The sequence below is a fragment of the Pseudomonas sp. CFBP 13711 genome, assembly GCF_014842265.1.
Classification (GTDB): Bacteria; Pseudomonadota; Gammaproteobacteria; order Pseudomonadales; family Pseudomonadaceae; genus Aquipseudomonas.
Genome location: NZ_JACYVI010000009.1, coordinates 156,654 through 168,982, shown reverse-complemented (window position 1 = coordinate 168,982; position 12,329 = coordinate 156,654). Strand labels below are relative to the sequence as shown.

5 protein-coding genes are annotated in these 12,329 nt (G+C 60.9%); all 5 read left to right on the top strand.

Annotated features, from left to right (window positions below; all coding sequences use genetic code 11):
• Positions 1-32: 32 nt before the first annotated feature.
• The 5 genes from asnB (at position 33) to IFT47_RS17730 (ending at position 12,329) form a co-directional block, all read left to right on the top strand.
• Positions 33-1,895 carry an asparagine synthase (glutamine-hydrolyzing) gene (gene asnB, locus IFT47_RS17750; RefSeq protein WP_274598127.1) on the top strand — a complete coding sequence of 621 codons (1,863 nt, stop codon included), beginning with the start codon at positions 33-35 and terminating at the stop codon, positions 1,893-1,895.
• A gap of 513 nt (positions 1,896-2,408) precedes the next feature.
• Complete coding sequence (locus IFT47_RS17745; RefSeq protein ID WP_192173720.1) at positions 2,409-3,338, top strand: pentapeptide repeat-containing protein; 930 nt, start codon at positions 2,409-2,411, stop codon at positions 3,336-3,338.
• A 113-nt stretch (positions 3,339-3,451) separates the two neighbouring features.
• The gene (locus IFT47_RS17740; protein ID WP_342367044.1) at positions 3,452-8,497 is read left to right on the top strand and encodes an AMP-binding protein; all 5,046 of its coding nucleotides are present in this window, start codon (positions 3,452-3,454) and stop codon (positions 8,495-8,497) included.
• On the top strand, positions 8,497-10,029 hold the full coding sequence (locus tag IFT47_RS17735; protein ID WP_192173718.1) for an HAL/PAL/TAL family ammonia-lyase: 1,533 nt from the start codon (positions 8,497-8,499) through the stop codon (positions 10,027-10,029). The genes IFT47_RS17740 and IFT47_RS17735 overlap by 1 nt, the downstream gene beginning before the upstream one ends.
• On the top strand, positions 10,026-12,329 hold the full coding sequence (locus IFT47_RS17730; RefSeq protein ID WP_192173717.1) for a condensation domain-containing protein: 2,304 nt from the start codon (positions 10,026-10,028) through the stop codon (positions 12,327-12,329). Before IFT47_RS17735 ends, IFT47_RS17730 begins: the two co-directional genes overlap by 4 nt.

Below are 12,329 nucleotides of genomic sequence, written 5' to 3'. Positions count from 1 at the left end.
AGCTTAATTATTGGCTTGAGGGCATTTGGCACATGTGTGGAATTGCTGGATTCATGGATTTATCCGGTCAGGCAAACGCAGCGCCCAGCGTGCTGGACTCGATGTTGCGAGCATTGATTCATCGCGGGCCGGATTCGCAAGGTACCTGGGTGGAGGGGAGCCGAGCTATTGGTATGCGGCGCCTGGCAATCATCGACCCACAAGGCAGCGAGCAGCCGCTCTTTAATGAGGACCGCTCTCTGGCACTGGTGGGCAATGGCGAGATTTATAACTACATCGAATTGCGCGAGCGGCTGAAGGCTCGCGGCCACATCTTTCGCACCCATGGCGATATGGAAGTGGTCCTGCACCTGTTCGAGGAATACGGCGCGGACATGACCGACCATCTCAATGGCCAGTTTTCGTTGGCGTTGCTGGAGCGTCAAAGCGGTCGGTTGTGGCTGTTTCGTGATCCCATGGGGATTACGCCGTTGCATTACGCGGTGTTCGGTAACACCTTTGTATTCGCGTCCGAAATCAAGGCCATCCTGCAACACCCGGCAGCCTCCCGGGCGATCGACCCTATTGGCCTGGATCAAGCGCTGTGTTTCCCGGGGCTGGTAAGCCCGCGCACGCTGTTCAGCGGCGTTCGCAGCTTACCGGCGGGGCATCGCCTGCTGGTCGACGGTACGGCTATCACGCAGGCGGTGTTTTGGGATATGGAGTATCCACTGCAGGGTGAGTCGTCAGCGTTTACCGATGAAACGGCGGCCGTCGAGCAGTTTCTCGGGCTGTTCGATGCGGCAGTCAAGCGTCGCCTGCGCGCCGATGTACCCGTGGGCCTTTACCTCAGCGGCGGCCTTGATTCGTCTTTTCTGGGGGCGTCGATAAAGGCCGTCGCGCCTGATCATGAGTTGACTACTTTTTCGGTGGTCTTCCCCGAGAATAGAGCGATCAACGAGCGCATTTTCCAAACGTTGATGGTGCGCCAACTGGGCAGTCACCACATAGAAATCCCGTTCGAGCCCGCACGCATCGCCGACCATTTGCATGAGATGGTCTGGCATAGCGAATGCCCGGTGAAGGAGACCTATAACACCTGCACCATGGCCATGTCCTCGGCGGCGCGGGCTCACGGTATTCCCGTGGTACTGGGTGGGGAGGGTGCCGACGAGTTATTGGCCGGCTACCCGGGGTATCGTTTCGACGCCTTTAATCAGCAGCGGGGGGCTGAAGGCCTGAGCCAGGAGGAGGCCTTTGCCCGAGAACGATTGTGGGGCAGCAGTGCGGTGCGCTACGAACGCCAGTACGGCGACTATCGCGGGTTTCGCCGACGGTTTTTATCCAGGGATCTGGAGCAACACCTAGTCGCCGAGGATTGTCTGTCCAGCCCGGTCATCGACGTGTCCAAAGTGCTGGGGCGCCATCCAGTCAATCAACGTTCCTACTTGGATATGAAGCTGCGGCTGGCTGACCATCTGCTCGGCGATCACGGCGATCGGATGAACATGATGTCTTCGATTGAAGGCCGCTTTCCGTTCCTGGACCGCGAGGTCGTGGACTTCTTACGCCAGCTTCCGCCGCACTTCAAACTCAAGGGCATGGATGAAAAATACCTGTTGAAGCTGTCCGCAGCCGGGCGTGTGCCGAACGCGATCATTCGCCGGGAAAAATTCGGTTTCCGTGCGCCTGGTTCGAGTTACCTGCTCGCGCAAAACAAAGCGTGGATATACGAAGCGCTTTCGCCTGAGCGCATTGCTAGGGAAGGTTTCTTCGACCCCGCTGCGATTGCGGCCGAACTGCAACGGCTGCAGCATACCCCCGTCGGTGCTAACCCGCATGCCGACGACGACATTGTGCTGTTTGCGCTGACCTTTTCGATCTTATTGGAGAAATTCGCTATCAAGGGACTGTAAAGGCTGACCACCGCTCATCAGGTTATACGCGATTAATCGGGAAGACTGAACTCGGTTAGTGCATTAGATACTGGCGGATTGCCCGTAACTGATAGGCACGGAAAGACTGTGGCCACTTAATAATAAGCTCTGCCTAATTATTCCGTAAAGGTGGGATCCTTAATATGTTATATCTTTGTAGTGTGGCTTTATTTTTATAAAATAAATTGCTCAAATCCTTCTTCTGCAGCTGCGTTTTATTGACGTAATGGAGTCTATAAAACCGTTAAATCCCATAAATAGAGGGCCTCTTCTACCGTGTTGAAATTATTTCATAATATGAAAATTTCCTACACTAGTCGCTTGACAGGATTGGATCCATTGTCTAAAAAGTAGCAGGCGAGTTACCCCTCGCGCTGTATAGGACCGCTTGTCTTTCCCGCATTACAAGTTGCACCATGGGGCTAGCAAGCGGTTTGCTCTGTATTTAACTTTCGTTTCAAAGCCGTCTCAAACCATTAAGGAGAGACAACTATGCACTTGAAATCAGTTATACAAACGCAAGAGAGCACTACGTCTGATATTCCAACCTCACCCGTTGCTTATCGTGCTGCCAGCCTGCGCCAGCAGGCCGCCCGCAACAACGATGGCCACGATCTTTCGCAGCAGGATTTCAGCGGTGCCGATCTGTCCCGCCTGCGTCTGCGTGCGAGCAACCTGAGTGGCAGCAAACTCTCGCAGGCCAACTTGGCCGAAGGGCGTTTCGAGTCCAGCGTTTTCACCGGTGCGGATCTCACTGAGTCCAATCTGTCGAAAGCGGTACTGCGCGGCAGCAATTTCGAAGGTGCAACACTGTCGGGCGCAACACTCGACGGTGCCGTCTTCGAAGATGCTCGACTCACTGCGGCCTTGATGTCTGGCGTAAGTGCTCAGCAGGTTTCTTTCCGCCGTTCTTCGGCAGACGGAGCCAACCTATCCCAAGCAAATCTGTCGGGCTCGGATTTCTCTGACGCCTCCCTGGCATCGGCTGATATGGATCACGCCTCTCTGGTAAACGGCAACTTTTGCCGTACCAACCTTGAGAGCGCGAACCTGCAGGCTGCTGACTTAGTCAAGGCGTTCCTGGGCCAGGCCGTGATGATTGGTGCCAACCTGTCCGGTGCCGACCTGAGCGGGGCGGACCTGCGCTTTGCCAACCTGCGGGGTGCGGACCTGCGTGATGCCAACCTGAGCGACGCCATCCTGACTGAGGCTTGCCTCGATGGTGCCGATTTGCGCGGTGTGCAGTGGGCCGGCGCAACGTTTGCCGGTACCGGCTTCAAGGGTGCTCAACTGGATGACCTGCTCGTACAGCACCTGACAGTGGGTGAAGTTAAAGGCAGTACATCCAGAGGCGTCATGGGTGTCTTCAATGACATCGTCGTCGCCGGGAAAGGCGGTGGTGGCGGTGGCGGTAACGCCTGATAGCCACCGGCTGTTTTAACGCCTGNTTGGGGTGTGAAACGCGATTCGAATTTTTCAAGGAGCGAACATTGCCCACCCGTCTTGCGCAAGCCCTGGCACATCACGCCCGTTTGGTGCCTGATCAGGTGGCGTTTCGTTTTCTGAATACACAAGGCATCGAGGTCGATAGCCTGACCTACGAAACCCTTGCCCGGCAGGTCAGCACAATGGCTGGCGGGCTTCTGGCCCGGGGCTTGCGCCCTGGCCAGCCGATTGTTTTGGCGTGTAGCAAACCTGCGCAATTCATTCGTGCTTTTCTGGCCATCGTGCACGCCGGCGGTATTGCCGTGCCGAATCCCGTCAATGGGCGCCGTCAAGGCCGACTGGCCCATGTATTGGCTGACTGCCGGCCTTTTGCTCTGTTGCTTAGCGATGCGGCGAGTGTCGCCCGGCATCCCGAGGCCCAGATCGACACCCAACTGCTGGCGCTGGATGAACTGGCCGGCATCGCCGTACCGCCGTTCAACGCAAGCGCAGAGGATGTCTGTTTTATTCAATACACCTCCGGGTCCACGAGCGCGCCCAAGGGCGTGGTGGTCACTCACCGTCAACTGGCCGCCAACTCGCAGATGATCGCCGCCGTGTTCGGCCACGACGCCGGCACTCGGTTCGCCAGCTGGTTGCCCTTATTCCATGACATGGGTCTAGTCGGGGCAGCCTTGCATCCGTTGTTGATCGGGGCGCAGGCTATTTTGATGCCGACCGAGGGGTTTCAGGAACGCCCGGAGCGATGGCTGAAGATGATCTCCGATTATCAAGCTCATACCAGCGGCGCCCCAGACTTTGCCTATCGACTCTGCGCGGCCATTGACGAGCCGGGGCGCCTTGAAGGGATTGACCTGTCTTCCTGGCGCGTGGCCTATAACGGCGCAGAGCCGGTGAGCGCCAAAACCCTGCAGCGTTTTACCGCGACCATGGCGGCCCATGGGTTTGACCCCAAGGCATGGTTGCCATGTTATGGGTTGGCGGAAACCACCTTGCTCAGCGCAGGCCACCGTCAACATTCGCTGGCGCACGCCGGCCGCTTTTGTCGCGAGGCCCTGGAGAGTGGCCGCGCTGTCGCGCCCGTGGGCGGGCAACCCGCCACGGAGATTGTCAGCTGCGGCGCAGCGGCACCCGGGGCCGACATCCGCATCGTCGACCCGACCTCCCTAAGCCCCTTGGCCGATGGCTGCGTCGGTGAAATCTGGGTCGCCGGGGAACATGTGGCGAGCCGGTACTGGGGGACTGGGACCGAGGCTTTCGGGGCAACACTTGCAGCCAACCCGCTGGCGTCCTATCTGCGCACCGGTGACTTGGGCTTTCTGGCAAATAATCAACTGTATGTCACGGGCCGTCTCAAGGACCTGATGATCATTGCCGGGCGCAACCTGTATCCGGCAGACATTGAAGCGCTTGCTCGCGAAGCGCACCCACTGTTGGCACAGGCGCGGCTCGTCGCAGTGGCACTGACCCGCGAGCAGTTCAGCGCGTGCATGGGGCGTGTGTCGTTGCAGGCATTGGATACCGAACAGTTGGTGTTGATTGCCGAACTGCCGGTCCTGCCGGTAGCGATTGGGCTGCAACAGCTCGTCCAGGCGGTTGTACACGCGTGTGAACATCCGTTAGGGGCGATCATATGGGTGGCCAGGGCCGATATCAGTGTCACCACCAGCGGAAAGATTCAACGTGTCGAAGCCCTGCGCAAACTGCTTGAGCACAAATACCGGGTCCGCTCGGTCTGGCTCTCGCCGTCCGTGGGCGATAGCCTCGATGGCGCGCTGGCCAGCTTGGCCCAAACCTTGGGTGCCCGCAGGACGCAGAGCACGGTCACCGCGGCGTTGGCGGAGGTGTTCAGCATCGCTGCCAGTTTGCCAGCGCCGCTGGCCGCTGATTTGCCCCTGCTGGCCGTTGGGTTGAGTTCACTTGCGGCGACCCACCTGTTTGCCAGATTGTCCGAGGCGACCCACATTCGGGTTTCTCCGGCGCCGTTATACGAAGGATGGAGCCTGGCCCAACTTGGCGCTTGGCTTCGTCAACAGCCGCAGGTGCGGTCACCAGCCCGCGCCACGCCCGCTAGCCTGCTCGCCGGGCAGCAGGCCATTGTGCAACGCCGTACGGAGCGGGGCGATGGTGCTTACTCACTGGCATTCGCCATCAGCGGCCCGGCCCCGGCGATTGATCAGGTAACAACGCTCGCCGTGCAGTTGCCCAACTACATGGAGGCGATGGGTCTGCGCGTCAACACCACAGTCGCCGGCCCCGGTTTTACCTGGGATGACACACCGGCGCCGGTTCCAGTGACGCATTTCACCGGATCGGCGCAGGCGTTTTTGACTGCACGCTGTGCCGAGGCTTTTGACCTGACGCAGGGGCCTTTACAACTGGTGCGAATCCACGCCGAATCCGCAGAAACGCTTCTGGTGCGGGTGCATCACATTGCGGCGGACTTCTGGGGGATGCTGTGGATCGCACGTTACCTGGTGCAGCCCAGCGGCAAGCAGCCCGTGGCGCGACAACCCGTGGCGCGACAACCCGAGGCGCCGCCGGTCGACAGCGCCGACCTCGCGCACTGGCGCGATGAGCTGGCGGCGTTCAACCCGGTCCAACTGCCACGCGAGCGCAGCATCGTGCCGGCGCCGGCGCCCCATTGTGTCCCGTTCACCCTGGCCCAAACGCCCCTCGACCGCCTTGGCCAGGCCACAGGGCAGACGCCGTTCGTGGTGCTGCTGACCTGCCTGTTTGCGCTCGTGCAGCGCTGCACCGGTCACTGGGACGGCGCGGTCGGTGTACCGGTCAGCGATACCTCGGGAGGTCGACAGGGGTACGGCATCAGGGTGGTGCCCATCAGGGCGCAACTGGCACCTTCACACGTCTTTGCAGAGGCCGCCCGTCACATCGGCCACAAAATCGCGAGGGCCTTGATCCATGACAGCGCCTCCCTTGAACAGATCACTGCGCAATGGCGCCAGGCGCGCACCGAGGCCGGTAGCTTGTTTGAAATCGCGACGGTTCATCTGCCTGCGGTGGCGGACGTGCCGCCGTCATGGCGACGTTTGATTTTGCGTGATGGGCGCAGCCAAGTGCAAGTGGACGGTTTGACACTGTCCTGCGATGGCCTGGGGCCGCATGCCTTGGAGCAGCCGATCGAAATTGTCAGCTGTGAGACATCCGCCGGGGTGGAGGGTGTGGTCCGCGTCGACGCGGGTTGTTTCAGCGCCGCGACCGCAAGGCGGATTGCGCAGGGCCTTGAGCAGATACTTGCGGCGGCTGCGCAGAATCCGGCGATGGCGTTACAGGCATTGGTCGATCAAAGCACCGACCGTGGCTGGCAGGCGGCGCCGGGAATCAATACCGCGGCGCGCAGCTTGCCGGCCATGATCAGCGAATGGGCGAAGTCCCACGCCGATTTGCCGGCTATCCAAACGCCTGAAGAAACGTTGAGTTACCAGCAACTCGAAGAGGCCAGCAACCGCCTGGCGCGGCAGATTTTGCAGCGGTTCAAGCCTACCCTGATTGCAGTACGCAGCGGTAAGCCAAGCGAGTGGCTGGTGGGTGTACTGGCGGGCATGAAGACCGGCGCGGCGATCCTGCCGCTCGACAGCAGCTTGCCCACTCAGCGCCTACAAGCCCTGCTGAGGCTGAGCGGCAGCGATCTGTTGCTGGACAGCGAGCTTGCCGGCGAGCGGGTGTTACCCGTCGATGAGGTGCCGAGGATGAGCCTTTCCCAGCCTGACACCAGGGCGCAACTCGAGCACATCACGTTGCCGGAGATACCCATCGACAGCCACGCTTACCTGATCTTCACTTCAGGCTCCACCGGCCAGCCCAAGGGTGTTCGGCAGACGCACAAAACCTTCGGTCATTTTCTGCAGTGGCAGGCTCAGTCCCTTGACATGGCGCCAGGCGCTCGGGTCGCACAGATTGCTGCGCCTGGGTTCGATGTGGCTCTGTGCGAGATATTTGGCGCGCTGTGCCACGGTGCGACGTTGGTGATGCCGCAGCGTACCGTCGACTTGGCCCCAAGCCGGTTGCTGCAGTGGCTCGATGACGCCGCAATCACCACTGTGCAGATCACTCCCAGCCGGTTGGACGAGATGCTGCGCGGCAGCAGCGGTTGGCCCCGCGCCTTGAAAACTCTGGCCACCGTCGGTGAGCCGCTACGCCTTACGCTGGCCGGCGAACTGCTCAAGCGCGGTGGGCCGCCATTGAAATTGATCAATATTTATGGGCCTACCGAAACCGTCGCAGCTTGCTGGCACCAGGTCACGGCCGCAGACCTTCAGCGCGTGCGTATTCCTGTAGGCCGGCCGATTCCCGGACGCGCCGTTGAAGTGCGGGACACGGCGGGCCTTCCTGTGCCGGTTGGTGTTCAAGGCGAGATCTATTTGCGCACGGCGGATATGAGTGATGGTTACACCGGCGCCACTGGCGACGCAGGATTTGTGCTATCGCCCTCGCGCGCGGCCGATGGCTGCGGGCTCTACCGCACGGGGGATATCGGACGCTGGACGGCAGACGCAGTACTCGAAGTGCTGGGCCGCCTGGACAACCAGGTCAAGTTCAAGGGCGTGCGCATCGAATTGGAGGAGGTGGAGAGTGCGCTTGCCTTGCACCCCGCCGTGCACGCTGCCGTAGCGTCTGTGCGCCAGGTGGAAGCAACCCCCAGGCTGATCGCCTATATCGAGGCGGACGAGGGCACATTGGTGGCGGATGTACGTCGCTTCGCGCTCAACCATTTGCCGTTGGTGGCAGTGCCGTCGTTGATCGTCGTCGTCGCGCATTTACCGCGAACACCCAACGGCAAACTGGATCGTCGCGCACTGGCCGCCTGGGAACTCCCGCAGCCTGCTGCGACACCCGTGGATGCAGGTCTGTCGCCGAATCTGTTGCGCCTGCAAGGAACGATTGCGGCCCTGTGGCAAGAAGTGTTGCCCCATGAGGAAGCCCCAGGTGCCGACACCGACTTTTTTGGCATGGGCGGGCATTCCATTCACGCCATGCAAATGCTGAATCTGCTCAAGACTAGAACCGGGGTCGCCATCGGCCTGGCGCAGTTTCTGGCTGAACCCACGGTATCGGCGCTTGCCAGCCTGGTAGACAGCTACCTAACGCTTACACGCCCAGCAGAGGTCAACTGATGTCACACGTACTCCCAATCGTCATCGATGACAATTTTTTAAGCCCACAGGACCTGGTATCTGCCGCGCGCAGTGGTTGCAGCCTGCGCCTGCATACCGGCGTAGTGGATAAAATCGACCGTGCACACCGCTTTGTGCTCGAGATCGCCGGCGCCGAGGCGCTGCACTACGGGATCAATACCGGCTTCGGCTCATTGTGCACCACGCATATCGACCCGGCTGACTTGTCCACGCTGCAGCACAACCTGCTGAAATCCCACGCCTGTGGCGTAGGCCCAACGGTGAGCGAAGAGGTCAGTCGCGTAGTGACGCTGATCAAGCTGCTGACGTTTCGCACCGGTAACAGTGGTGTGAGCCTGTCGACCGTCAATCGGATAATTGATCTTTGGAACCACGGCGTCGTTGGCGCCATCGCCCAGAAAGGCACCGTGGGTGCCAGCGGCGACCTGGCGCCCCTGGCCCATTTGTTCCTGCCACTGATTGGTCTGGGCCAAGTCTGGCATCGCGGCGTGCTGCGCCCCTCTCGTGAGGTCATGGACGAGCTGAAGTTGGCCCCCTTGACCCTGCAGCCCAAGGACGGCCTGTGCCTGACCAACGGCGTGCAGTACCTCAATGCCTGGGGCGCGTTGTCCACGGTCAGGGCCAAACGCCTGGTGGCGCTGGCCGATCTGTGTGCGGCCATGAGCATGATGGGCTTCAGCGCCGCCCGCAGCTTTATTGACGCACAAATTCACCAGACCTCCCTGCATCCGGAACGCGGACACGTCGCACTGCATCTGCGTACGCTCACCCACGGCAGCAACCATGCGGACTTGCCACACTGCAATCCGGCCATGGAGGATCCTTACTCCTTCCGCTGTGCGCCACAGGTACATGGTGCGGCGCGCCAAGTCGTGGGGTATCTCGAAACAGTCATCGGCAACGAGTGCAACAGCGTGTCGGATAACCCGTTGGTGTTTCCCGACACCCGGCAAATCCTCACCTGCGGCAATCTGCATGGGCAATCGACGGCGTTCGCACTGGATTTCGCGGCCATCGGCATCACGGACTTGTCCAACATCTCAGAGCGTCGCACCTACCAGTTGCTGTCCGGCCAGAATGGTTTGCCAGGTTTTTTGGTGGCCAAACCGGGCCTGAATTCGGGTTTTATGGTAGTGCAATACACCAGTGCCGCGCTGCTCAATGAAAGCAAGGTGCTCTCCAACCCGGCCTCGGTCGACACCATTCCTACCTGCCACCTGCAGGAGGACCACGTGAGCATGGGCGGCACCTCGGCCTACAAGCTCCAGACCATCCTGGACAACTGTGAAACGATTCTTGCCATCGAGCTGATGACGGCGTGCCAGGCCATCGACATGAACCCTGGCCTGCAGTTGTCCGAGCGGGGACGTGCCATCTACGAAGCCGTGCGCGAGGAAATACCGTTCGTCAAAGAGGACCACTTGATGGCAGACCTCATCAGCAAGTCCCGGGACCTGTGCCAACACTCAACGGTGATCGCCCAGCAACTGGCTGAGATGCAAGCCCAATGAGTGAAGGCCAACCATTCCTGAGTGCGCAGGCGCGAGGGCCGGCCAACGCCGGGCAGGAGGGGCTCTGGGTGGTGCAGTCGATCGGACGCGCCGGCACTGCCTACCAGGAAGTGTTGGCATTGAACCTGGAGGGCGCGCTAGATATCCAGCGCCTGGAACAGGCCGTGGACCGGGTGGTGCGACGTCACCCCAGTTTGCGCAGCTGCTTTGTGGCCGGACCCCAAGGCCTCGAACAATGCGTGTGGAGCATGGGCGGGCCACAGATGGTGGCCGAGCCGGTGGCGCCTGGGCACCTTCAAGGCTGGATGGCACACCAGCAGCGACTGCCGTTCAATCTGTCCGTCGCGCCCTTGTTTCGTGTGCGCTTGGCGGTGCTGGGGCCGAACCACCATGTGGTGCTGATCGTGGTCCACCATATCATTGTCGATGGTTGGTCCCTGGGCGTGTTCGAGCGTGATCTGTCGGCGTTCTACGCGGCGGGACCACACGCTGGCTTGCCTGAGTTGAGCACCTCACCCATCGACCATGCGCGTCGCGAGCGCGAGCGCGCGCATACGCCCGCCTGGCGGGAAGCCCAGCGCTTCTGGTCGCAGTATCTGGCCGGTATTCCCAGGGTTGCTGCCCAGAGCGGGTCGCAGGCATTGACCCAGGCTCTGCACCTCGATGGCCAGGCAACCCAGGCACTGCTGGCGGTTGCACGGCAGTTGAAGGTCTCGGCGTTTGCGCTGGGCTTTGGCGCCTTCGCCGTGGCCATGAGCACGCTGACGGAGCGTGACGACCTAGTGCTGGCGACGGACTTCAGCGGTCGCACCGAGCCCACTTACGAGCCAGTGATAGGCCTGTTCGTCAACCAGATTCCACTGCGCTGGAGCATGAGCCCCGGCCTCACCGGCGCATCTGCCGCACAGCAGGCCCAGCGGCTGACCCGCGAAGTGCTGGCACACGCTCACCTGCCTTACCCGCTGATTGTCGAAGCTTGTCAGCACGCAGGCGGCCAGCTTTTCGAGGGGAAATTCGTGTTGCACAACATGCCGCGCCATCCCGTGCATCTGGAGGGCCTCAAGGTTCAGGTCAGCGGGGGCCAAGGCGCTGATCCGAAGTTTCCGGTTTTGCTCGAATTGTGGGAGCAGGGCGACGGCCTGTCCGGAAGCGTGACGATTGACCCCAGCCGTAGCCGGCTGACCCCGCAGTTGCTAGCCCAGCGCTTCCACGCCGTACTGGAGAGCATCGTGCTCACGCCGCAAAGGCCGCTGGGGAGGATGGCACCCGCGCCAGCAGCCCCTGCGTTCGTTCCGTCGCGCCGACGTGTCGATGTGACCGCCGACCCGGTCAGCATCACACCGTCCACGGTCGCGCCACGTCCGACCCTGATCGAGTGCCCATCGGCGGACGTCGACTTGTCGCGCTGGGCACACAAGGAATGTGACGTCATAGAAACCCATCTCAGGCGCAGTGGTGCCGTTCTGTTTCGTGGGTTCGGCCTGAACAGCAGCGACATGTTCGCGCGGGCAGTCAAGCAACTGGGCGGAGAACCTCTGCCCTACGTACAGCGCTCGACGCCAAGGAGTGAGGTGGAGGCGGGTGTTTATACCTCCACTGAGTACCCGGCGGACCAGAGCATTTTCTTTCACAGCGAAAATGCCTACGCCACACGTTGGCCGGCACGGCTGTTCTTTTTCTGTGAGACCCCCGCCGCCGAAGGCGGACGTACACCGTTGGCCGACTGCCGGGCCGTGCTCAAACAACTGCCTGAGATGATCCGCAACGCGTTTGAACGCCACGGGGTGATCTACCGGCGTCGGTTTCGACCCGGGCTGGGGTTGAGTTGGCAACAGGTATTCGCGGTGGATGACCTGGACACCCTGGAACGTCAATACGTACAGCAAGGCTATCGATTTTCCAGAGGTTCACACAATGAACTGGTTGCCGACCTGGCGGTGCCTGCCGTAGTCACCCACCCCGATACAGGGGAAGTCGCCTGGTTCAATCATGCCGCACTTTTTCATCCCGCGGCATTGGCTGAGGCACTGGGCGAGGTTGCTGCTGGGCAGGATGTGTCTCAACTGCAGGCAATGGAGACCTTGCTAGGCGACGGGTCGGCGATACCGGCTGAATGGATTGCGCAGATACGCCGCGCGTATGTCGCGGCGTCGTTTGCCTTCGACTGGCAGCAGGGCGATCTGTTGATGCTGGACAACCGTTTGACGGCGCATGGGCGCGAGCCATTTACCGCGCCGCGGCGAATACTCGTGGCGATGACACACGCGCAGCGACACCAACCATTGTTGAAGGAGTTTTAA